The organism is Vibrio sp. Y2-5 (assembly GCF_014596725.1).
In the GTDB taxonomy this organism is placed as follows: Bacteria; Pseudomonadota; Gammaproteobacteria; order Enterobacterales; family Vibrionaceae; genus Vibrio.
In genome coordinates, this window is the sequence record NZ_JACVEG010000006.1 from 15412 (window position 1) to 39030 (window position 23619).

24 protein-coding genes are annotated in these 23619 nt (G+C 45.4%); 15 read left to right on the forward strand and 9 right to left on the reverse strand.

Features of this window, described 5'->3' with window-relative positions; translation table 11 throughout:
• Positions 1–89 precede the first annotated feature (89 nt).
• The 3 genes from pckA to hslR form a co-directional block, all read right to left on the reverse strand.
• Complete coding sequence (gene pckA / locus HUO09_RS14695) at positions 90–1718, reverse strand: phosphoenolpyruvate carboxykinase (ATP) (protein ID WP_188234448.1); 1629 nt, start codon at positions 1716–1718, stop codon at positions 90–92.
• Positions 1719–2056: 338 nt separating this feature from the next.
• On the reverse strand, positions 2057–2932 hold the full coding sequence (hslO, locus tag HUO09_RS14700) for an Hsp33 family molecular chaperone HslO (RefSeq protein WP_167412907.1): 876 nt from the start codon (positions 2930–2932) through the stop codon (positions 2057–2059).
• 33 nt (positions 2933–2965) lie between these two features.
• Positions 2966–3352: a ribosome-associated heat shock protein Hsp15 gene (gene hslR / locus HUO09_RS14705; RefSeq protein WP_167412902.1), complete on the reverse strand. Its 387-nt coding sequence runs from the start codon at positions 3350–3352 to the stop codon at positions 2966–2968.
• A 254-nt stretch (positions 3353–3606) separates the two neighbouring features.
• Between hslR and gspC the strand changes: the two genes are divergently transcribed.
• From gspC to HUO09_RS14765, 12 genes are all read left to right on the forward strand, one after another.
• The gene (gene gspC, locus HUO09_RS14710; RefSeq protein WP_188234449.1) at positions 3607–4476 is read left to right on the forward strand and encodes a type II secretion system protein GspC; all 870 of its coding nucleotides are present in this window, start codon (positions 3607–3609) and stop codon (positions 4474–4476) included.
• 34 nt (positions 4477–4510) lie between these two features.
• Positions 4511–6547: a type II secretion system secretin GspD gene (gspD, locus tag HUO09_RS14715; RefSeq protein WP_373563702.1), complete on the forward strand. Its 2037-nt coding sequence runs from the start codon at positions 4511–4513 to the stop codon at positions 6545–6547.
• Complete coding sequence (gspE, locus tag HUO09_RS14720) at positions 6544–8034, forward strand: type II secretion system ATPase GspE (RefSeq protein ID WP_188234450.1); 1491 nt, start codon at positions 6544–6546, stop codon at positions 8032–8034. The genes gspD and gspE overlap by 4 nt, the downstream gene beginning before the upstream one ends.
• Positions 8034–9254 (forward strand): type II secretion system inner membrane protein GspF, encoded by a 1221-nt coding sequence (gene gspF / locus HUO09_RS14725; RefSeq protein ID WP_188234451.1) that lies wholly within the window; start codon positions 8034–8036, stop codon positions 9252–9254. The genes gspE and gspF overlap by 1 nt, the downstream gene beginning before the upstream one ends.
• 80 nt (positions 9255–9334) lie before the next feature.
• Entirely contained in the window at positions 9335–9778 is a 444-nt protein-coding gene (gene gspG / locus HUO09_RS14730; RefSeq protein ID WP_188234452.1) for a type II secretion system major pseudopilin GspG, read from the forward strand.
• Between the two features lie 45 nt (positions 9779–9823).
• Positions 9824–10393, forward strand: coding sequence for a type II secretion system minor pseudopilin GspH (gene gspH / locus HUO09_RS14735; RefSeq protein WP_188234453.1), 570 nt, complete (start codon positions 9824–9826; stop codon positions 10391–10393).
• Positions 10380–10733, forward strand: coding sequence for a type II secretion system minor pseudopilin GspI (gene gspI / locus HUO09_RS14740; protein ID WP_188234454.1), 354 nt, complete (start codon positions 10380–10382; stop codon positions 10731–10733). Before gspH ends, gspI begins: the two co-directional genes overlap by 14 nt.
• Positions 10720–11364, forward strand: a complete 645-nt coding sequence (gspJ, locus tag HUO09_RS14745; protein WP_167413458.1) for a type II secretion system minor pseudopilin GspJ — start codon at positions 10720–10722, stop codon at positions 11362–11364. Before gspI ends, gspJ begins: the two co-directional genes overlap by 14 nt.
• Complete coding sequence (gene gspK / locus HUO09_RS14750) at positions 11354–12415, forward strand: type II secretion system minor pseudopilin GspK (RefSeq protein ID WP_188234455.1); 1062 nt, start codon at positions 11354–11356, stop codon at positions 12413–12415. The genes gspJ and gspK overlap by 11 nt, the downstream gene beginning before the upstream one ends.
• Positions 12384–13595 carry a type II secretion system protein GspL gene (gspL, locus tag HUO09_RS14755; protein ID WP_167413460.1) on the forward strand — a complete coding sequence of 404 codons (1212 nt, stop codon included), beginning with the start codon at positions 12384–12386 and terminating at the stop codon, positions 13593–13595. Before gspK ends, gspL begins: the two co-directional genes overlap by 32 nt.
• A 9-nt stretch (positions 13596–13604) precedes the next feature.
• Complete coding sequence (locus tag HUO09_RS14760) at positions 13605–14114, forward strand: type II secretion system protein M (protein WP_188234456.1); 510 nt, start codon at positions 13605–13607, stop codon at positions 14112–14114.
• A 1-nt stretch (position 14115) separates the two neighbouring features.
• The gene (locus HUO09_RS14765) at positions 14116–14874 is read left to right on the forward strand and encodes a type II secretion system protein N (protein WP_167413462.1); all 759 of its coding nucleotides are present in this window, start codon (positions 14116–14118) and stop codon (positions 14872–14874) included.
• Between the two features lie 77 nt (positions 14875–14951).
• Here the strand turns inward: HUO09_RS14765 and cysQ are convergent, their stop codons facing one another.
• The 4 genes from cysQ to HUO09_RS14785 all read right to left on the reverse strand — a co-directional run bounded on the left by cysQ (position 14952) and on the right by HUO09_RS14785 (position 17890).
• The gene (gene cysQ / locus HUO09_RS14770; RefSeq protein WP_167413463.1) at positions 14952–15773 is read right to left on the reverse strand and encodes a 3'(2'),5'-bisphosphate nucleotidase CysQ; all 822 of its coding nucleotides are present in this window, start codon (positions 15771–15773) and stop codon (positions 14952–14954) included.
• 26 nt (positions 15774–15799) lie between these two features.
• The gene (nudE, locus tag HUO09_RS14775) at positions 15800–16342 is read right to left on the reverse strand and encodes an ADP compounds hydrolase NudE (protein WP_102941256.1); all 543 of its coding nucleotides are present in this window, start codon (positions 16340–16342) and stop codon (positions 15800–15802) included.
• Positions 16343–16472: 130 nt separating this feature from the next.
• Positions 16473–17057 (reverse strand): Fe-S biogenesis protein NfuA, encoded by a 585-nt coding sequence (gene nfuA, locus HUO09_RS14780; RefSeq protein WP_167413468.1) that lies wholly within the window; start codon positions 17055–17057, stop codon positions 16473–16475.
• 101 nt (positions 17058–17158) lie between these two features.
• Positions 17159–17890: a ComF family protein gene (locus tag HUO09_RS14785; protein ID WP_188234457.1), complete on the reverse strand. Its 732-nt coding sequence runs from the start codon at positions 17888–17890 to the stop codon at positions 17159–17161.
• Positions 17891–17974: 84 nt separating this feature from the next.
• Between HUO09_RS14785 and bioH the strand changes: the two genes are divergently transcribed.
• Positions 17975–18742, forward strand: a complete 768-nt coding sequence (bioH, locus tag HUO09_RS14790) for a pimeloyl-ACP methyl ester esterase BioH (RefSeq protein ID WP_188234534.1) — start codon at positions 17975–17977, stop codon at positions 18740–18742.
• Between the two features lie 148 nt (positions 18743–18890).
• Positions 18891–19361 carry an ATP-dependent Lon protease gene (locus HUO09_RS14795; protein ID WP_167413465.1) on the forward strand — a complete coding sequence of 157 codons (471 nt, stop codon included), beginning with the start codon at positions 18891–18893 and terminating at the stop codon, positions 19359–19361.
• A 91-nt stretch (positions 19362–19452) separates the two neighbouring features.
• Here the strand turns inward: HUO09_RS14795 and HUO09_RS14800 are convergent, their stop codons facing one another.
• A complete protein-coding gene (locus HUO09_RS14800) occupies positions 19453–21813 on the reverse strand; it encodes a Tex family protein (RefSeq protein ID WP_188234458.1) in 2361 nt (786 codons plus the stop codon).
• A gap of 101 nt (positions 21814–21914) precedes the next feature.
• Positions 21915–22391 (reverse strand): transcription elongation factor GreB, encoded by a 477-nt coding sequence (gene greB / locus HUO09_RS14805; RefSeq protein ID WP_167413467.1) that lies wholly within the window; start codon positions 22389–22391, stop codon positions 21915–21917.
• Between the two features lie 415 nt (positions 22392–22806).
• On the opposite strand from greB, the gene ompR reads away from it, so the two are divergent.
• Positions 22807–23526, forward strand: a complete 720-nt coding sequence (gene ompR, locus HUO09_RS14810; RefSeq protein WP_167411201.1) for a two-component system response regulator OmpR — start codon at positions 22807–22809, stop codon at positions 23524–23526.
• The last annotated feature ends 93 nt before the right edge of the window (positions 23527–23619 follow it).

Here is a 23619-nt window from a genome sequence, read left to right on the forward strand (position 1 = left end):
TTGATCAAATATTGATTCGCTTCAACAAAAAAGCCCCTAAAAATAGGGGCTTGCTTAGTTTTTTAACGTCAAATGCTGAGGTGATCGTTTTAGTCTAGTTGCGGACCTGCTGCGACTAGTGATTTACCTTCTGCATTGTCTGTGTACTTATCGAAGTTGTTTATGAAGCGAGTAGCAAGGTCTTTTGCTTTGCTTTCCCATTGTAGCGGGTCAACGTAAGTATCACGTGGGTCTAGAATGGATGGGTCAACGCCAGGTAATGCGGTTGGAATTTCTAGATTGAAAATCGGCACATGTTTCGTTGCTGCCTCTTCAATTGAACCATCCAAAATAGCATCAATAATACCGCGAGTATCTTGAATAGAGATACGCTTACCTGAACCGTTCCAACCTGTATTCACTAGGTAAGCTTCAGCACCTACCGCTTCCATACGTTTTACCAGTACTTCTGCATACTGTGTTGGGTGTAGCGTTAGGAACGCTGCGCCGAAACATGCAGAGAAAGTTGGTGTTGGTTCGGTGATACCACGTTCAGTACCTGCGAGTTTTGCAGTGAAGCCTGATAAGAAGTGGTACTTGGTTTGTTCTGGAGTCAATTTAGATACTGGTGGTAGTACACCGAATGCATCTGCTGACAAGAAGATAACTTTATTTGCGTGGCCGCCTTTTGAAATAGGCTTAACGATGTTATCGATATGGTAGATAGGGTAAGAAACACGGGTATTTTCGGTTTTCGAACCATCATCAAAGTCGATAGAGCCATCGGCGCGAACAGTCACGTTTTCTAGTAGAGCGTCACGGCGAATTGCGTTGTAGATATCTGGCTCTGCTTCTTTAGAAAGCTTGATGGTTTTCGCGTAGCAGCCGCCTTCGAAGTTGAAGACACCGTCATCGTCCCAGCCATGTTCGTCATCACCGATCAATGCACGTTTAGGATCGGTAGAAAGCGTGGTTTTACCTGTGCCAGACAGACCAAAGAAAATCGCTACGTCGCCATCTTTACCCATGTTCGCAGAACAGTGCATAGACGCGATGCCTTGAAGAGGAAGGAAGTAGTTCATCATTGCGAACATACCTTTCTTCATCTCACCGCCGTACCAAGTACCGCCGATAAGTTGCATTTTTTCAGTCAGGTTAAACACGGTAAAGTTTTCAGAGTTCAGACCATGCTCTTGCCATTTCGAGTTGGTGCACTTAGCACCGTTCATGACAACGAAATCTGGTTTGAAGTTGGCTAATTCTTCATCGCTTGGGCGGATGAACATGTTTTTCACGAAGTGGGCTTGCCAAGCTACTTCAGTAATAAAGCGCACACATAAACGCGTATCAGCGTTAGCGCCACAATAACCGTCAAATACGAACAGACGTTTGCCAGAAAGCTGTTTGTTCACTTGATCTTTCAAGTCATTCCAAATTTCTTGGCTGATTGGTTTGTTATCGTTTTTCGCTTGCTCTGATGTCCACCATAGCGTGTCACGTGTGGTGTCATCTTTAACGATAAACTTATCTTTAGGCGAACGACCAGTAAAGATACCCGTGTCTACTGCGACTGCACCGAGTTCAGTAACTACGCCTTTTTCGTAGCCTTCTAAATCAGAGCGTGTTTCTTCGGCGAATAACGTTTCGTAACTTGGGTTGTGTATGACTTCAGTTACGTTAGTAATTCCGTATTGGGTTAGGTCTAATTGTGCAGCCTTTGTATGTTCCATAACGGTCATAGGTGCTCCTTATAAGGATTTTTGTAGGGATTTTGTAATAATGTTTTTAATTGTTATCTGCTAACCATGCTATCAACGGGTCTGGGGGAAAACAGGGAGATAGTTCAAAAAATACCCACTTATTTCCTATGGTTTTAGGTAACTCGTCACATATCTTAGCCTGAGTATTTTATCTTGTAGTTGGCGAGAGATACCAGAGGAAATTATTAATAATACTCAGAAATTAAGTATGCTGTACGGTGCGTGTAAGCCTTGATTTTATTGGGTTTTGATCACAAAAAAAGCCAGCTTTAGGCTGGCTTTTTCGGGAGAATGACGTGCTTGTTAATCCTAGTGAATTAATGCAACGTTTTTTGTTCGCTTTGTACTTGTGAATAGAGCTCTTCTACCTGGGCTGAATCGAAAGAATACGTTGTACCGCAGTAATCACAATGTAAAGAAACCGATCCTTCCTCTGCCAAAATGTCGTTTATTTCATCGCGAGAGATAGTCACAATCGCCGCTCCGCTACGATCACGTGAACAGCCACAAAGGAACTCAACTTCTTGAGGTTCAAACAATTTTACTTGCTCTTGGTTGTATAGACGGTATAGCAATTCGTTCGCTTCAAGTGTGAAAAGTTCTTCGTTTTTCACCGTATTTGTTAACTGTTCTAAGTGCTCAAAATCTTCAGGGGAACCTGTGCCATCTGGAACAACTTGCAGCAGCATACCTGCGGCATGACGTTTGCCTTCATGCTCGCCTGTACGAATCCACAAACGGGTTTTTAACTGCTCAGAACGTAAGAAGTAGTTCTCAATCACTTGCGCGATGTTTTCACCTTCAAGTCCAACGACACCTTGGTAACGTTCGCCTTTTTTCGGTTCGATGGTGATGACTAAATGACCTTTACCCATCAAATCATGTAAACCTGCGTCGTCGGCAATGTCGCCTTCCCAGCGCGCAACACCACGAATACGTTGGTTGTTATCGCCATTAATGACAGCCAAAGATACAGGGCCATCACCTTGCAGTTGCATGGTAATTGAGCCTTCGAATTTTAGCGTTGCTGTTAGTAAGGTTGTTGCAACTAGGAGTTCGCCCAACAGAGTTTGAATTGGTGCGGGGTATTCCTTGCTAGTGATAATTTGTTGGTACGCTTTATCTAGCTGTACGAGCTCACCGCGTACTGATAAGTCTTCAAATAGGTAGCGATTTAATACGTTGGTCGCCATGGCGCTTGTAGTCATAAGGAATAATCCGGCTATTTACTGATGTTTAAATTTTAGAAGATCTCGACGCTGTTTTTTATCTGGGCGGCGATCTGGGCTTGGGTTGTGAGCATTTAGCTTGCGTACTAACGCTTGGCGCTCACGTTTTTCTATACTCTCAGGCGTTTCTGAATAGAGGGTTTGCGCTTCCGGTGCACCGCGCCTTTGATCCGAAATCCTGTCAATGGTAACGGTTTTTTCTTCTTGACCTTGGCGCAGGGTTATCACTGCACCAAGCTCGACAATCTTGCTTGGTTTTGAACGTTGGCCATTATAATGAACTTTGCCACCATCGACCATATTTCGTGCAATTGAACGAGTTTTATAAAATCTTGCGGCCCAAAGCCATTTATCGAGTCGAACTTCTTCGCTAGTGGAACTCATTGGGTTTAATAACCTCTAATCAATGCTCTTTACTCTTAGATTGTGGATGAAATGGTGCTTAAGCCTCATATTTTCAACCGAATCGAAAATTTAATAATAGAAAAAAATATGCTCTATTGTTTAATGTTATATTGTTCGACTGTTGTTTATTTGGATGGCAATGGCTAGAGGTTTAATAAAATCAAATGATTAATCAAGGAAAGTGAGAAAAATGCGGTTAAGCAAATTTATTTTCGACTGCGTGGCAAATTAATATGTTGAAAAATATCTCTCAATGGCAGAAACCTGTCAGTGGCATTCTCACTCTTATATTGCTTTCTGCTTCAGCATGGATGCTAGGAAAAATGGTCTGGATGGTTCAAAGCGAGCCTGTCCTTGTATCTGCTTGGAATTCTTCTTCCAATGTTTCTGTTCCAAGCAAAGCTAGAACTATCGATATTAGCGCTTTGCAAAAAGGCGGTCTGTTTGGTCTTTATTCCGAATCAACACCTGTGGTTGATACTCCTCAAGTTGTCGATGCACCAAAAACTCGTTTAAACCTAGTCCTTGTCGGCGTTGTCGCCAGTAGCGAAGTCAATAAAAATCTGGCTGTTATTGCAAACCGAGGCGCTCAGTCTACTTATGGAATCAATGAAGTTATAGAAGGCACAAGGGCAAAGCTAAAAGCGGTGTTTGCTGACCGAGTCATTATTGATAATTCAGGGCGAGATGAAACTCTAATGCTGGATGGCATTGATTACGCAGCTCGAAATGGAATTTCAACCGATGACCAGCCTAGATCTCAGCGAGCAGTAGCCAGTGATACAAGAAAAAATGAAGCCAAATTAGATGCGATTCGTGAGGCAATTCTCAAGAATCCACAAGAAATTTTCCAATATGTTCGTCTTTCTCAAGTAAAAGAAGACGATAGCATTGTGGGGTACCGGGTTAGCCCGGGTAGAGATACGGCATTATTTGAATCGGTTGGCCTGAAAGATGGTGATATAGCGATTGAATTTAATGGTTTTGATCTAACCCAACCAAATGTAATGAATGATTTAGCGTCGGCAGTGTCAGAGATGACAGAGATTAATCTGTCAGTTCTTCGTGACGGTCAACAACATGATATCTATATACAATTGTAAGACTGACGCATCAGCTTCAGCCTAGGGAGTATTTGTGAAGCATTGGCTTAAAAAAAGTGCGTGGCTGATTGCCAGTAGCTTATTGATTTCACCTGCAGTATTAGCCAGTGAATTTAGTGCGAGCTTTAAAGGCACGGACATTCAAGAGTTCGTTAATATCGTTGGTCGTAACCTTGAAAAAACCATCATTGTTGATCCATCTGTGCGTGGAAAGATTGATGTGCGCAGCTATGACACGCTTAATGAAGAACAATATTACAGCTTCTTTTTAAATGTCCTTGAAGTGTACGGTTTCGCCGTGATTGAAATGGATAACGGTGTACTTAAAATCGTTAAAGCTAAAGATGCTAAAACGTCACCAATCCCTGTGTTGGGGGACAATGACAGAGCATCCGGCGATAGCGTTGTGACTCAAGTCGTTGCGGTTAAAAACGTATCGGTACGCGAACTTTCCCCACTTTTACGCCAACTGATTGATAACGCTGGAGCGGGTAACGTTGTTCATTATGACCCAGCGAACATCATTTTGATTACAGGCCGTGCCGCGGTGGTGAATCGTTTAGCTGAAATCGTTCATCGTGTTGACCAAGCGGGAGACAAAGACATTGAAGTGGTTGAGCTCAAAAACGCCTCCGCTGCTGAAATGGTTCGTATTGTGGAAGCGTTAAATAAAACCACAGACGCGAAAAATACGCCTGAATTTTTACAGCCGAAACTGGTGGCAGATGATCGTACCAACTCAATTCTGATTTCTGGTGATCCTAAAGTTCGTCAACGACTCAGACAATTAATCAAGCAGCTTGATGTTGAGATGGCAACCAAGGGCAATAACCGCGTTGTGTATTTGAAATACGCGAAAGCGGAAGAGTTGGTTGATGTCCTTAAAGGTGTTTCAGAAAACCTTCAAGCTAAAGACCAACAGGGTAATAGCAGCCGTTCAAAAAACAAAGACGTCATGATCTCGGCTCATGCGGGTACCAACTCACTGGTGATTACGGCACCGCAAGACATTATGAATGCGATGCTGGATGTGATCGCGCAATTGGATATTCGCCGTGCTCAGGTACTTATAGAAGCCTTGATTGTTGAAATGTCAGAAGGTGACGGCATCAACCTTGGGGTTCAATGGGGCTCTCTGGAAAGCGGTTCTGTTATTCAGTATGGCAACACTGGTGCTTCAATCGGTAATGTAATGGTTGGTCTTGAAGAAGCGAAAGACCAAACCACAACAGAATACTATTACGATTCAGCGGGTAACCGTCATCCTTACAATTCAACCGAGTCGGGTGATTACAGCACCCTAGCATCGGCGTTGTCTGGTATTAACGGTGCGGCTGTCAGTATCATGATGGGTGACTGGACGGCTTTACTCAGTGCAGTATCAAGCGATTCCAATTCCAACATTCTGTCTTCGCCAAGCATTACAGTGATGGATAACGGGGAAGCGTCTTTTATCGTTGGTGAAGAAGTTCCTGTGCTAACGGGATCGACCTCTAGCTCAAATAACGAAAACCCATTCCAGACGGTTGATCGTAAGGAAGTGGGTATCAAGCTTAAAGTTGTTCCCCAGATTAACGAAGGAGACTCGGTTCAACTGAAGATTGAACAAGAAGTGTCTAACGTTTTAGGTGCGAATGGCGCGGTAGACGTGCGTTTTGCTAAACGTCAGCTCAATACGTCGGTGATGGTACAAGACGGTCAGATGTTGGTACTGGGTGGTTTGATTGACGAAAGAGCATTAGAGAGTGAGTCTAAAGTTCCACTGTTAGGTGATATTCCTGTGCTGGGCTATCTGTTTAAATCAACCAGTACTCAGGTTGAAAAGAAAAACCTGATGGTGTTTATCAAACCAACCATCATCCGCGATGGTATGACCGCCGATGGTATTACTCAGCGCAAATACAATTACATCCGTGCCGAACAGTTGTTTAAAGCCGAAGAAGGCTTGAAACTGATGGATAACAGTAATATTCCGGTATTGCCTAAATTTGGTGAAGATCGACGCCATCCAGCGGAGATACAGGCATTTATAGATCAAATCAACTCCGGTCAGATGGAAGCGAAGCAATGACAGAGGTAGCCGCTTCCATTGTTCGACGATTGCCGTTTAGCTTTGCCAACCGCTTCAAGTTGGTTTTGGAGTGGAACCAAGCTTCGGCTTCGGTCTATTACGTCACGCCAGTTTCGATGGTTGCATTAGCGGAAGTCAAACGTGTGGTTCGTGGCCATTTTCAGTTAGTGGAACTGACGGAAAGTGAGTTTGAAAGCAAACTCACTCAGGTATATCAGCGAGACTCTTCTGAAGCCCGTCAGTTAATGGAAGACATTAGTGCCGACAGTGACGATTTCTTTTCGCTGGCAGAAGAACTTCCGCAAAACGAAGACTTATTAGAATCGGACGATGATGCGCCAATCATTAAGTTAATTAACGCTATGTTGGGAGAAGCGATCAAAGAAGGCGCTTCGGATATTCATATCGAAACCTTTGAAAAGTCATTATCGATTCGTTTCCGTGTGGACGGCGTGCTGCGTGAAGTACTCAGTCCAAGTCGTAAGTTAGCCCCTCTTCTGGTTTCTCGTGTGAAGGTCATGGCGAAACTCGACATTGCCGAAAAGCGCGTTCCTCAAGATGGGCGTATTTCTTTACGTATTGGCGGCAGAGCCGTGGATGTTCGTGTTTCAACCATGCCTTCTTCCCACGGAGAGCGAGTGGTGTTGCGTTTGTTGGATAAAAACGCCACGCGTCTGGATCTGCATAGCTTGGGGATGACACAAACAATCCAAGAGAGTTTCCGCAAACTGATTGAAAAACCTCATGGCATCTTGCTGGTTACGGGACCAACAGGTTCTGGTAAATCGACCACTTTGTATGCGGGTTTGCAGGAGATTAACTCAAATGAACGCAATATTCTTACCGTAGAAGACCCTATCGAATTTGATATTGATGGTATTGGTCAGACACAAGTAAACCCAAGGGTTGATATGACCTTTGCTCGTGGGTTGCGGGCGATTTTGCGCCAAGACCCAGATGTGGTGATGGTCGGCGAAATTCGTGATTTAGAAACGGCACAAATCGCTGTGCAAGCTTCACTTACTGGTCATTTAGTGATGTCCACTTTGCATACCAATACCGCAATTGGCGCTATTACGCGTTTGCGCGATATGGGTATCGAACCTTTCTTACTTTCTTCATCATTGCTTGGTGTTCTGGCTCAACGTTTGGTACGAACATTATGTCCAGACTGTAAACAAGGCTATGAAGCGGATGAGTCACAGAAAAAGCTGTGTGGTGTGAAGAAAAAGTCTCAACTGACTCTCTATCGAGCCACTGGTTGCCCGCATTGTAATTATAAGGGATATCGCGGAAGAACCGGCATCCATGAATTACTGCTGGTGGATGACAAGGTGCAGGCGCTGATCCACGATGAACTTGGTGAACAAGCGATAGAAAGACACATTCGCGACTACACACCAAGCATTCGCCAAGATGGTCTAGATAAAGTGATACAAGGCATCACATCACTGGAAGAAGTGATGAGAGTGACCAAGGAATCATAATGGCGGCATTTGAATATAGAGCTCTGGATGAGAAAGGGCGAAATAAAACCGGAGTGATTGAAGGTGACAGTGCTCGTCAGGTACGCCAACGCCTGAAAGAACAGAATCTAGTACCCGTTGAAGTGGTTGAAACCAGAGCGAAATCAAAACGCTCTGGCAACTCTTCTTTCCGTTTTAAAAAAGGGATAAGTACCCAAGATTTAGCACTGATTACCCGTCAGCTTTCGACTTTGGTTCAGTCGGGAATGCCATTAGCAGAGTGTTTGATCGCTGTATCTGAACAGGCAGAAAAGCCGCATATTCGAAATATGCTTTTAGCGGTACGTTCCAAAGTAACCGAAGGTCATACGCTGGCAGACAGCTTTAGTGATTACCCACACGTATTCGATGATCTGTTCCGCTCTATGGTTGCTGCCGGAGAAAAATCAGGGCATTTGGATTCGGTTTTAGAACGTTTGGCGGACTACGCCGAAAACCGCCAGAAATTGCAGTCGAAACTTCTGCAAGCCATGATTTATCCGATTGTTTTGGTTGTGTTTGCGGTCGGTATTGTTGCCTTCCTATTAGCGTCGGTTGTACCGAAAATTGTCGGACAATTTGTACAGATGAATCAACAACTGCCAGTGTCCACTCAGTTTTTGCTTTCTGCGAGTGAGTTTGTGCAAAACTGGGGGCTAGTGGTTCTGACAGGCGGCATTGCGATCTTCTATCTGTTCAAATGGGCGCTACGTAAACCAGATATGCGCTTGAGCTGGGATAAAAATCTGATGTATTGGCCTGTGATTGGAAAGATTGTGCGTGGCTTAAATGCATCCCGTTTTTCCCGCACCCTGTCGATATGTGCCTCCAGTGCCATTCCAATTTTGGACGGCATGAGAATCGCGGTGGATGTGATGCCAAACCACTATGCCAAGCAACAGGTCAGTATTGCAGCCGATAAGGTTCGTGAGGGTATTAGTCTTAGAGGGGCGTTAACGGAGAGCAAACTTTTCCCGCCAATGATGCTGCATATGATTGCCAGCGGTGAACAAAGTGGTGAATTGGAAAGCATGCTTACTCGAGCTGCCGATAACCAAGATGCCAATTTTGAATCCACGGTGAATATCGCATTGGGTATATTTACACCTGCATTAATTGCGGTGATGGCGGGGATGGTGTTGTTCATCGTAATGGCGACATTAATGCCAATCCTAGAAATGAATAATTTAATGACGAGATAACACGTTCTTGGCTTTTGATTCGTGCCAGGGGGTTATTTTTAGCAAATACAAAAAATACAAATTTGCGAAACGGAGCAGAAATGAAAAGAAGTAATAAAACGCAGGCTGGTTTCACTCTTTTAGAAATCATGGTTGTTATTGTGATCTTAGGTATTTTGGCAAGCCTAGTTGTACCCAATTTAATGGGCAATAAGGAAAAAGCGGATCAGCAAAAAGCCGTTACGGATATTGTTGCATTAGAGAATGCTCTGGATATGTATAAGCTGGACAACAGCGTTTATCCAACCACAGACCAAGGTCTGGAAGCGTTGGTGACCAAGCCATCTAGCCCTGAACCTCGCAACTACCGTGATGGTGGCTATATTCGCCGTCTACCCAAAGATGCTTGGGGTAATGATTACCAATATTTAAGTCCGGGTGACAATGGTGCTATTGATATTTTCTCTCTTGGTGCTGATGGTCAGGAAGGCGGAGAAGGCGCAAACGCCGATATTGGTAACTGGAATATTCAGGATTTTCAATAACACCGATAACTAAGGATAGGGGGCGGTAGCCCCCGCTTTTCTTTCATGAAGCAATCTCGCGGCTTTACATTACTGGAAATACTGTTGGTGCTAGTGCTGATATCGGTCAGTGCTGTTGCTGTTATTGCCACATTTCCTGTTTCTCAGAAAAATGAAGCCAAGCTGGCAGCACAGAGTCTGTTCCAGCGCATTCAGCTTATCAATGAAGAAGCCATTTTAAGCGGGCGCGATTTTGGCTTAAGAATCGATGATATAAAAGGTGCTTTTCTCTTTCTCGAATTATCTGAGGAAGGCTGGAAAATGCTGGAAAAACGCCAGTTTGGTTCTGAGTTGAAGCTCCCTTCAGAGTTAGTGACCGATTTTCAGTTGGGTGGTAATGCTTGGACCAACGATGAGCGATTGTTTGAGTCGGACTCACTATTTGATCATGAGATGTTTGCTGAAGAGCAAAAACAGCAGCCTCCACAGATCTTCATTCTGTCGAGTGGTGAAGTCACTCCCTTTGTGGTTAGCATTCATCCAAAGCAGTCGCGTGCGGACAGTTGGCGCATTGTGGTTGAAGAAAATGGGCAGATACGTTTATTCGCACCGGGAGAGCAAGATGAAAAAGCATAAAGGCTTTACTTTGCTTGAGGTGTTAGTTGCGTTAGCCATTTTTGCTACCGCGGCGGTCAGTGTGATACGAGCGGTGAGTCAACACATTAATACGGTTCAATATCTGGAAGAAAAAACCTTTGCTTCCATGGTGATAGATAATCAAATGGCGTTAGTGATGCTGGCACCCAAGGAATTTCGAGCCAAGAAGGGCACAGAATCACTGGCGGGACGTACTTGGTATTGGAAAGTCACTCCTATCGAAACATCTAGCGGCTACTTAAGTGCTTTTGATATCAGTGTATCGGTAGATGAAACAGCAAGCCCTATAACTACGGTGCGAAGTTATGTCGCGAAGTAGAAGAAGAATGCGAAATAACGGTTTCACATTGATTGAAGTGTTGGTGGCTATCGCAATCTTTGCCAGCTTGAGCATCGGTGCCTACCAAGTTTTAAATCAAGTACAACGCAGCAATGAGCTTTCACAGCAACGGACAACGCGGCTGAATGAAATCAATCGAGCCGTAGTGCTTATGGATGCTGATTTTCGCCAAATTGCAGCTCGTCAATTCCGCACACAAGGCGGAGAACCAAGTAAGCAGTTTATTATTTGGCAAGATGCGCTATTTGAGTCGGAGCAAAAGGGAATCGTATTTACCCGCTTAGGTTGGAGTAACCCGCAACAGCAATTTCCTCGTGGTGAAATCACTAAAGTGGCTTACCGTATCAGAGACGGTGTATTGGAAAAAATCTGGTGGCGTTATCCGGATACCCCGATAGGGCAAGATGGGATTGTTACCCCAATACTGACTCAAGTCGATAGCTGGAGCATGCGTTTCTATTTCGAAGGTAAATGGAGCGATACTTGGGAACAGAACATGGCCCTGCCTGATGCGATAGCAGTGAAGATGACGCTGGCAGATTATGGTGATATTGAACGTATTTATCTCGTTGCTGGTGGCGCGGGACAAGGAGGCGCAGATGCCTCGTAACCGTGTTCGGTATAGGAATGTTCAGCCTCGTTCTTTTCGACACAAAGGGTCTCAACGGGGTGTCGCACTGATCGTCGTGCTTTTACTTCTGGCGATCATGGTATCAATCGCAGCTACGATGACTGAGAGATTGTTTACTCAGTTTCAACGAGCTAGCCATCAAGTGAATTATCAGCAAGCCTATTGGTATAGTGTAGGCGCTGAAGGTTTGGCGACTGTCGCGATTGAACAAAGTTACAAGGATAGCGACACCATCAATTTGAGTCAGGTATGGGCTTTAGAAGAGCAAACTTATCCTCTGGACTACGGGCAGTTGCGCGGGCACATTTATGATAAGCAAGCCTGTTTCAATCTCAATGTATTGAATTCGATTGAACCCAGCTCAGGCAGCAATAGCAAACCGTACCTGCTACGTGTTTGGCAGACGCTTTTGGAAGAATTGCAAGTTGATAGTTATCAGGCTGAAGTGATCGCAGATTCCACAAGAGAGTTCATTGATGGTGATAATATAGTGCAAAGTACCTACGGTGCAGAAGACAGTTATTATGAGTCAATGTCACCCTCTTACATGGCTGCAAACAGCTTAATAGCGGAACCTAGCGAGTTACGCGCCATTCAGCAAGTTACTGGCGACGTGATGCTAAAAGTAGCGCCTTATGTGTGCGTATTGCCAACCGATGATTGGCGACTCAATGTGAATACATTAGCACCTGAAAATGCCAAATTATTAGCGGCGATGTTCAGTCCAAATTTGTCTGAATCGAATGCGAAAGCAGTGCTGAAAAATCGTCCTTTTGATGGGTGGGCCAGTGTTGACGCATTTTTAGCTGAGGCTCAAATCGCCGCGACAGGCGACAGCATTATCGATCAGGCTAAAGGTTATTTAACCGTCGATAGCCAGTATTTTGAATTAGATGTGCAAGTGGTAGTGGATGAGGCGCGCGTGAGACTTCGCAGCCTGTTTTTTAGTGATAATCGAGAAACTGCAACGGTGGTTCGCCGTCGCTTTGGAGGAATCAGTGAGCGAGTTTCTGACCGTTCGACTGAGTAGTCAAAAAGAAGCCATTATCCCTTGGTTGGTGTGGTCTTCAACACAGCAAGAAGTGATTGCGAGCGGAGAAATTACAGGTTGGGAACAACTTGGACAACTTCGCTCATACGCTGAACAGCGTGCAACGATCGTTTTGATGTCGGCCAGTGACGTGGTTTTGAGTCGAGTGGAAATACCTGCTGGCGCCAATCGTAAAATTGAATCTATGTTGCCTTATCTGATTGAAGATGAAGTGGCGCAAGATGTTGACGATATGCACTTTAGTATCCTCAAAAAAATGGGTAATGTCGTCGAAGTAGCCGGGATTGACCGTGATTTTATGCAATCTTGTATTGATGAGCTTACTTCGTTAGGGATAACGGTTAAACGCGTGGTTCCAGATGTGCTCACTGTACCAGTCCAGCAAGGTTTAGCCGCGGTTCAGTTGGGAAAAGAGTGGCTAATCCGCAGAGGTGACTCAGAGGGAATTTGTGTTGATAACGAGTGGCTTGAATTATTTAGTCAGTCTGACTGGGTCAAAGAGGGCGACAACTTTTTACCTTTAACTGCTTATACCCCTTTGCCAGAACTTAGTTTAGCTGATGGTCAAGATTGGCATTTCACGCCTTCGCCATTAGTCATGCAATTGCTGACGGAGCAGGTTCTACAAAGCAAAGTGAATATGTTAACCGGCAGCTTTAGAGTGAAGTCTTCCTCTCTGAAGTATTGGCGCATTTGGCGGAAAGCGGCGTACGCTGCACTTGTGTTCCTTACCGTGCTTATTGGCTATAAGCTTTTAGAAACTCACCGCCTTGAGCAACAAGTTCAAGCCTATCGTGTGGAAAGTGAACGTATATTCCGTACAGTATTTCCTGAGCGAAAGAAAATTCCAACCGTGAGTTACCTCAAGCGGATAATGAACGATGAACTCAATGCGCTGCAAGGTGGAAGCGCGCAGGGGACCGTTTTGGAATGGCTGATACCACTGCCCGCAACGCTGAGAAGTATTCAAGGCATGGAACTGCAAAGTATTAAGTTTGATAGCAATCGAGGTGAAGTACGCTTAGAAACCACAAGCAAGGACTTCCAAAGCTTTGAACAGGCGAGATTGAAGCTTGCTGAACAGTTTATTGTGGAACAAGGTCAAGTGAACAAAAATGGCGATGTGGTTGCGGGTTCATTTGTGTTGAAGCAGAAGTAGGTGTTGGCAATGAGTGAGCAAATAGCGAATAAAGTAATAGCGCCACTTCAACACTGGTGGCAAAGCATTAATCAGCGTGAAAAGGTGATGGTATCGATCTGTGCACTCTTAGTGGTGGTTGCGATAGTTTTTTGGGGAGTATTACAGCCGCTCAGCGAGCGAAGTGCACAAGCTAAAAGTCGAATCCAATCAGAGAAGCAACTGCTGACATGGGTTGCTGACAGTGCAGATAAAATTACCGCTTTGCGTAAACAAGGCGGAGTTGTGCGAAGTTCAACCCCGTTGAATCAGGTGATCACTACCTCGACTCGTCAATTTAAGATTGAGCTTATTCGTATGCAGCCTCGTGGAGAGATGATGCAGGTGTGGATACAGCCTTTACCATTTTCTCAGTTGGTTGCTTGGGTTGCTTACCTTAAAGAACAGCAAGGTGTGGATGTGGACTTTATGGACATCAAACGCAGTAAACAAGCAGGTGTGGTTGAAGTGCAACGCTTACAGTTAAAACGAGGCGGTTAAGTTGAAGAAAGTTGTTGGTTACGGAATGGTGTTTGTAGCGGTATTCGTTGCCAGTGCATTGGTACATCTTCCAGCACAGTTTGTGATTAAACACCTGCCACTACCTTCGCAATTGCAGGTGACCGGAATTCAAGGTTCTTTATGGCAAGGCAAGGTGGAACAAGTACGTTGGCAGAATCGTAACTTCGGTGACGTCAGCTGGCAGTTTAAACCTTCGGCTTTGCTGGGTGCAAAAGCTGAAGTTGATGTTCGCTTTGGTCGAGACAGTGAACTGAGCTTACGTGGCAAAGGCACGATTGGTTATGGCTTAGCGGGTCTTTATGCGGAGAATATAATAGCTTCTATTCCGGCAGATGTCGTTCTTAGACAACTACCTATTGCTGTTCCTATTGTGGCGCAAGGTCAGTTGGAACTGTCACTCAAAGAATACCGTTATCAAGCGCCATTTTGTTCAACTGCTCTGGGTACATTAGCGTGGAGTTCCGCGAATGTGGAGTCGCCACTAGGCTCGTTACAGCTGGCACAAGTGATTGCGGATTTAGAGTGCAGCGAGAATACGTTGAAGATCAAGGGCAACCAAGAGAGCACTCAAGTAAACAGCGAGTTTTCAGCTCAGTTGAATCCAGACCGCACTTATCAGGCAGATGGTTGGTTTAAGGTGGGCGCCGAATTTCCTGAGCAGTTAGCTGAGCAACTTAAATGGTTACCTAAGCCAGATGCTCAAGGCCGTTATGCGTTTAAGCACCAAGATCGCTTATAACAAGCGGCATTGTGCGGTGACAAATAAGCAAAAGGCGAGAACTGGGTTCTCGCCTTTTTAACTTAAAACACGCTTGATTAGCATTTCAGGATTTTATCCCAAGGAAGGTCCGCATCGCCTAACACGATGAAATTTGGATTTTCCAAGGTTTCTCTCTCATTGTATGAAAGCGGTTCTAGGTTGGTATTCAAAATACGTCCGCCCGCTTCTTCGACAATACATTGTGTCGCTGCAGTATCCCACTCACCGGTTGGCCCCAAGCGTAAGTAACAGTCCACAGCGCCTTCCGCCACTAAACACGCTTTTAGCGCAGCAGAACCTAGAGGAACTAAATCATAGTTCCAAGCGCTACTGAGTTTACTGGTTATACGGTTGATGTCCTGACGACGACTGATAGCAATCGCAATCGACTGGTTAGGCAACTCATGTGTGTGAGTACGGATGCGCAGGCTCTCAGACATATCTGGGATTTTCCAAGCGCCCTTACCCGCGTAAGCATAGTAGGTGACACCTGAAACCGGACCATAGACCACACCCATTACCGGTTGGTTGTGTTCAACCAAAGCAATAATGGTAGCAAAGTCGCCACTACGAGCGATAAATTCCTGAGTGCCATCTAACGGATCTACCAACCAGTATCTCTGCCAAGTCTCACGCGTTTGTAAACTGACATCTGCGTCTTCTTCAGAGAGAATTGGAATATCCGGTGTTAACTCTTTCAAACGTTCCATCACCAGCTTGTGCGCTGCGAGGTCGGCACTGGTGACAGGGGTTTCGTCTTTCTTCGTAAACGCTTGGTAAGATTTTTTCTCGTAGATATCGAGGATCAACTGACCGGCAGAGCGAGCAATTTCGATGACGTCTGGTAATAGATGAGAGAGATCTTTGGCTGTTGGCATAATCTTTCCTATAACTCTGGCGGTAATTATTGTAAGTAGCGCAGAGTAAGCATCAGGGCGGTGATACTGCGAGCTTCGCAGAAATCTAAATGAGTAAGCAGCTCTTCAGCTTGGGCTAAAGGCCAGCGAACCACTTGAAGAGGCTCGGGTTCATCACCTTCCAATTGTTCAGAGTATAGATCTTGTGCAATAAAGAGCGTCATTTTGCTCGAAAAATAAGAGGGAGCCAGTACCACTTCTTTTAGCGCGGTAAGTTTGTGTGCGCCGACGCCAACTTCTTCTTTCATTTCACGGTTTGCTGCTGCTTCGGCAGTTTCTCCCGGATCAATCAGACCTTTTGGAAAGCCTAATTCATAGCGCTCTGTTCCGGCACAGTATTCGCGGACTAATAACAGGTCACCTTGCTCGGTCACCGGAACCATCATAACGGCATTGCGGCCGCTGGGTTTCATTCGTTCGTAAGTGCGTTGCTCTCCATTCGAAAAACGAAGATCGAGTGCTTCGATAGAAAATAGCTTTGACTTAGCCACTACGTTCTTGGCGAGAATCTCCGGTAATTTGGATGACATTCACTTACTCCTTCACTGCATTAGTTTTCTTACTATATGAGAAAATGTCGCAACTTAAAATATCACTTTCATCGTCGATAGAAATAAAAAAGCTGATGCGTGTTGGCATCAGCTTTTTTGTCGTGACTCATTAGTAGTATGAGTGGTCACCACGGTCATGTTCTGTTGCGTCGCGAACGGCAGTAAGTTCACCTTCGAACTGAGCCAGTAGCTCTTTCTCAATACCTTCTTTCAAGGTTACATCGACCATTGAACAGCCGTTACAGCCGCCGCCAAAAGCAACAATTGCAACACCTTCATCGGTGATTTCAACTAGGCTTACGTGGCCGCCGTGGCCTGCTAGTTGTGGGTTTACTTGAGTTTGGATTGCGTATTCAACACGCTCAATCAGACTTGCATCATCAGCCACTTTACGCATTTTCGCGTTTGGTGCTTTAAGCGTTAGCTGTGATCCCATTTTGTCGGTAACAAAATCAATCAGCGCATCTTCAAGGAAAGGTAGGCTTAGTTCGTCAACATAAGCAGAGAACTCGCTAAATGAAATCTCAGTATCTGTCGCTTCAACCGCTTCTGGTGGGCAGTAAGAAACGCCACATTCAGCATTTTGTGTTCCTGGGTTTACGACAAAAACACGAATGTTTGTGCCTTCAGGTTGCTGAGAAAGCAGTTTTGCAAAGTGAGACTGAGCAGATTCAGTAATAGTTATAGTGTTAATATTTGACACGACGAATACCTGAGTGCATTTGTAGGTTATTTGGTCACCATTCTACTCCAGTGATTGGAAGAATCCAGCCCTTTTGATTTGAAGCGGGGGCTTTAGGGATTATCTTTCGGCTCAGGAGTGCGGCATATGCAGTAAATATCAATCCTTTCGACGCCCACTTCAAGTAGCAGTTGACATAAATGCTGCACAGTACTCCCTGTGGTGACAACATCGTCCACGATTGCAACATGATGACCGTTTGGGCGGATGTTGAGACGAAAAGCTTGAGCCAAATTGCGTCTGCGTTGAGTCTTGTCTAAACCCTGTTGGGCTTTGGTATTCTGCACTCGGGAAAATAGTTTTGTCTGATGCTCCACACCCAGATATGCTGCCAAGTGTTTAGCAATCTGGTCGCTTTGGTTAAAGCCTCTATGTAGATATCGCTGCCAATGCAACGGTACACTGGTTATCACGGGAGCTGGGTCATCAATACACTTAGAGAGACGCTTGGCGAGCGGTTGTGCCTGCCAGAACTGGCGCTGATATTTGAGCTGGTGGATGCTATTGCTTAATGGAAATTGATAGTCCCCGATACAATACAACCTGTGCCAAAGCGGTGGCTTTGAAAGGCATAGGCCACACATGTCTACTGGTGTCAGTGTCGCTAAGCCACAACGTTGGCAGCGAGGCGTTGGAGCATACCAAACCTCACAGGCAGAACAGACGCCGTAAGGATCCTTGCTATTTAATGGCAACTTACAAATGGGGCATTGTGGGGATAACCATTGGGCGACATTGAGCTTGAATTGCAGCAGCGTAGCTTTTTGAAACCAATCGGATAACATGCTTTTTGCCTCAAAAAGATGGAATCAATACCTTGTGCTTTCTGTAAAATGGATTGAATGGATAAAGTAGGAGAGAGTGTGACTATGACTTCAGAGTTGTATTGGCAAGTCAGTGGCAGTGGGCCGGACATCGTATTAGTGCATGGTTGGGGAATGAATGGCGCGGTTTGGCAACAGACAGTAGATATTCTTGAGACTCAGTTTCGTGTTCACGTTGTCGATCTACCGGGATATGGTCACAGTGCAAATTGTCATGCTGAAAACCTAGAAGAGATCGCTCAGGCGCTGATGGTTCAGGCACCGAAAAATGCGATTTGGATTGGCTGGTCACTTGGTGGACTTGTTGCGACCCATATGGCGCTGCATCATCGTGATTACGTCAGCAAACTGGTGACGGTTGCCTCTTCACCGAAATTTGCCGCAGACAAACCTTGGCGAGGCATCCAACCCAATGTGCTTGCCGCATTTACGGATCAGTTGGTTGAGGATTTCCAACTCACCATTGAGCGCTTTATGGCTTTGCAGGCAATGGGAAGTCCTTCTGCAAGACAAGATGTGAAGACGCTGAAGCAAGCGGTATTGTCTCGTCCTACACCTAACCCTAATGCTTTGCTCGCAGGGCTCAAGATGCTGGCTGATGTCGATTTACGTGAACAACTGCCTCATATTTCTGTTCCTATGCTACGTTTATACGGACGTTTAGATGGTCTGGTACCGATCAAAGTCGCGCAAGACTTGCAGCAATTTGTGCCAGAAAGTGAACAGTACATTTTCACCGAATCATCCCATGCACCGTTTATGACCGAACTGGATGCTTTCTGTCAGCAGTTGATCACTTTTGCCCGTAGCTAATAGTTAAAAAGAAGCTAGCTATCTGATATGAATATGTTTTCTTTTTGTGCTAAATATTTACACAGATTGGTCGATAAATAAGCTAACCCGATGAGACAAAGGAAAACTCTGTCTTATTGGGCTGGGCGATACTGAGGAGGTTTCGGCTATGATTGTGTCACCGACTAACGTTAGTGTGCCACTTATCGCCCCATCAGTGAACGTTCAGACAGAACAGGTTGCACGAGATAATAAAGTCCGTGAACCTGTGATGCCGACCGTTGAGCTGGTTAGAACCAACTCGGAACGTAATGTAAGAGCTGATGATAAAAGGCGAAAGCGGGCGTCATGGGATCCGTCAGAACATCCAGATTATGATGTAGTGACTGAACATGAAGCACAATCCTCTTATCAAGAAGAGCGACACAGCGAACTAGATAGGCTGTTTGAGCTGTTAGCACTCGCCACATACAGTGAAGAGCAAGGTAAAGGCTATGCAATGCGGTTTCGTTTACCGAAACGTGTCATTGATGATGCGATAACTGTTGGAAAAATGGCTCGCAGGCGTACTGTAATTAAGTACCACTATGGTCATGCTGTGGCGCCAAATGTTCCGTCAGAAGTGATAGCGATATTATGAATATCGTTATTTCGCAGCAGGCAAAATAAAATCCCCAAAGCACATGCGATGGGGATTTTCATTTTCAGCACTGATGTTTCACTAAGTTGACTTAGCGTTTCGCTTTTGCAAATGCATCCGCAAAGGCACTATTAAAGCCACCACCTTGAGATTCATTACGACCGCGATTAGCCCCATTGCCTTGGGAAGAACGGTTGTTTCCACGAGGTTGTTGGTTTCTTGGCTGAGTGCTCCTTGGCTGAGTATTGTCAGAGCGAGCAGGGCGGCTGTCTTGGCCCGGTTCATCGTTCAGGCGCATAGAAAGTGCAATACGTTTACGTTGCACGTCCACTTCCATCACTTTGACTTTAACGATATCACCTGCTTTCACTACTTCGCGAGGATCGGAGACATAACGATCGGTCAGCGCAGAGATATGCACCAAACCATCTTGGTGAACGCCAATATCAACAAAGGCGCCGAAGTTAGCTACGTTGGAAACAACGCCTTCCAGCACCATACCCGGCTCTAGATCAGAAACTTCGGTAACACCATCAGCAAAAGTGGCAGTTTTAAACTCAGGGCGCGGATCTCGTCCCGGTTTATCAAGCTCTTTGATGATGTCGCTTACGGTTGGTACACCAAAGTTTTCATCGGTGTAATCCACAGCGCGCAAACTACTGAGGAAGTCACTGTTACCGATCAACGCCTTGATGTCTTGCTTGTTTTTCTCTGCAATGCTTTTCACCACAGGATAGGCTTCAGGGTGAACTGCGGAGGCATCCAGTGGGTTTTTGCCGTTCATAATGCGTAGGAAGCCCGCACACTGTTCAAAAGCTTTAGGTCCTAAACGAGCGACCTTCTTAAGATCAGTACGAGCATTGAAACGACCATTTTCGTCACGGTAGTCAACAATGTTCTGCGCAAGTACAGTTGAAAGGCCAGCAACACGGGTTAATAGGGCTGGAGATGCGGTATTCACATCCACGCCGACGGCGTTTACACAGTCTTCCACAACTGCGTCCAAGCGTTTTGCCAACAGAGATTGGCTTACATCGTGCTGATACTGACCCACACCGATTGATTTAGGGTCAATTTTAACGAGCTCGGCAAGTGGGTCTTGTAGACGGCGAGCAATAGATACCGCGCCACGCAAAGACACGTCCATATTCGGAAACTCTTTTGCCGCTAACTCAGAGGCAGAGTAAACCGAAGCGCCCGCTTCGCTGACCATAATTTTTTGTACTTTCAAGCCATCACGTTTGATCATTTCTGCGGCGAAGGCATCAGTTTCACGAGAAGCCGTACCGTTACCAATCGCAATCAAATCGACATTGTGCTTTTTAACCAGTGCCGAAACCGTCTGCATTGCTCGGTCATATTGGTTTTGTGGCTGGTGCGGGTAAATGGTATCGGTAGCAAGCACTTTACCGGTTGAATCCACCACCGCCACTTTACAACCAGTACGCAGACCCGGGTCTAAACCTAAGGTTGCTCTAGGTCCAGCAGGAGCCGCCATCAGCAGATCTTTCAGGTTAGTTGCGAATACGTTGATGGCTTCGATTTCAGCACGCTCTTTCATGGTGCCCATCAGCTCGGTTTCCATATGCATAGAAACCTTGATTCGCCATGCCCAGCTAATGACTTGTTTTCGCCATGTGTCTGCTGGTGCTTGGCTCAAATGAATACCGTAATGTTCCGCAATAATGGTTTCACAATGAGACTGACGAGCGGTTTCTTCAAGCTCAGGGTCGGCATTCAGAGTGAGGGAGAGGAAACCTTCGTTACGTCCTCGAAGCATTGCCAAAGCGCGGTGAGATGGCACTTTGCTCACTGGCTCTTGATGTTCAAAGTAATCTTTGAACTTCTCTCCTTCACGCTCTTTACCTGCAACTACGCGAGAAACCAGTTCAGCATTACGAGTCAAGTGGCGGCGGATTTTCTCCAGCAAGTCTGCATCTTCAGCAATGCGCTCCATGATAATAGCGCGAGCACCGTCCAGAGCAGCTTTGACATCTTCGATGCCTTTGTCTGCGGCAATATAGCGTGCAGCTTCCGATTCTGGCTCTGTTTGTGGCTCGTTCCAAAGCTTGTCTGCCAATGGTTCCAAACCTGCTTCGATAGCAATTTGACCTTTAGTGCGACGTTTTGGTTTGTATGGCAGATACAGGTCTTCAAGGCGGGTTTTGCTGTCACTTTCAGAAATGGCTTTTTCTAATTCAGGCGTGAGTTTGCCTTGATCCTGAATCGATTTAAGAATGGTTTGTCGGCGGTCTTCAAGTTCACGTAAATAAGACAGTCGACTATCCAGAGTACGCAGTTGGGTATCATCTAGACCACCAGTCACTTCCTTACGGTAACGAGCGATAAAAGGAACAGTGTTGCCATCATCAATTAGGTTGACGGCTGCGATGACTTGCTCTGAGCGAACGTTTAGCTCATTGGCAATCAATTGGCAGATAGCTTGGCTCATCCGTAGATCTCTTTAATTCATTGGTACTAATAGGGCTATATGGGGGTATGAAGCAGATTTTTCCAGTCTTGAGTCATACGCTGCTTCACTGTTTCAAAGTCTTAAGCTTGGTAGCGAATAGCGTTGACGAACCACTCTTTCGGTCCTTCAGGTGTGTGAACCACAAATTCATCGTCCACCTCTTTTTTCAGCAGTGCGCGAGCCATGGGTGAATCAATCGAGATATAACCTTTTGCGTCGCCGTAGATTTCATCCGGCCCAACAATACGAAAAGCTTTTGAATCGCCATGTTCGTTTTCAATCTCTACCCACGCGCCAAAGAACACTTTGCCTTCCTGCTGAGGTGAGTAGTCTACGACTTTCACCTGCTCAAGACGTTTTCTCAGATAACGAACACGACGGTCTATTTCACGTAATCGTTTCTTGTTGTACTGGTAATCAGCGTTTTCGCTGCGGTCACCTAGGCTGGCTGCCCAAGTCACTTTTTTTGTTACTTCAGGGCGTTCTTCGCGCCATAATGTATCCAGTTCTTTTTTTAGACGATCAAAGCCTTCACGTGTAATAAGGTTTGTCTTCATGTTCCTGACTTATGGTAATTGCAACTGGCTGCTACATTAGCTAAAAAAGAAATAAACGTTAACAATTCTTTGAATTACTTTCGTCAGAACGGTGTTACATTTCACTATCCCAGACGTATACTCAAGTCACTTCAAGATACTTGTTCAGCGAGAATTTATTCGCTCTTAGGCAAGGCACGGATTTGAAGACATAGTTATTCTACGTAGAAAATCAGTAACGCAGCATAGGAGCGAATAAAACTCGCCCTTTGGGAGCCCATCAACGAGCTCATTTCTGCGCTCAGTAACGGTAAAAAGGGGATGCCATTCCTACCGTTATTGAGCTTGACCTGAACTCGTTGATGAAGCTCTGAATCCTGCATCTTGAGGTGACTTGAGTATAAATGGGTCGAATAACGAAATAGGTAGGGCGTAAATGCAAGAAAACTTTAAAGTCTTAGTGGTCGATGACGATGCACGTCTGCGTGCGCTGTTGGAACGTTACTTATCTGAGCAAGGCTTCCAAGTTAGAAGTGTTGCGAACAGTGAGCAAATGGACCGCCTATTAACTCGTGAAACCTTCCATATCATGGTGTTGGATTTGATGTTGCCTGGAGAAGACGGATTATCTATCTGTCGTCGTCTGCGCAATTCAAACAATATGATTCCTATTCTGATGCTGACGGCGAAAGGCGATGAGATCGACCGTATCGTTGGTTTAGAAATCGGTGCGGATGATTACCTGACTAAGCCTTTTAACCCTCGTGAGTTATTGGCTCGTATTAAAGCGGTATTGCGTCGTCAAACTATTGAAGCGCCGGGAGCACCAAGTTCTGAAGAGTCGTTAGTAGAGTTTGGTGAGTTCCGCCTTAACTTAGGTACCCGTGAGATGTTCCGTGGCGATGAGCCAATGCCTTTGACATCAGGTGAATTCGCAGTGCTAAAAGCGTTGGTGATGAATGCTCGTGAGCCATTATCTCGCGATAAACTGATGAACATGGCTCGAGGTCGCGAATACTCAGCGATGGAACGTTCGATTGACGTACAAATCTCTCGCTTACGTCGTATGCTGGAAGTAGACCCGAGTAAACCACGCTACATTCAAACAGTATGGGGCTTAGGTTATGTGTTCGTTCCTGACGGTAAACTAAACTAAGCGTAAATTTAACTTATGCGGTTTTATGCACGCGTCGGCTGATTCAACGAGATGGCGCGTGTTGCTTCTCTATTCTACTCGCGCCTAATCTGT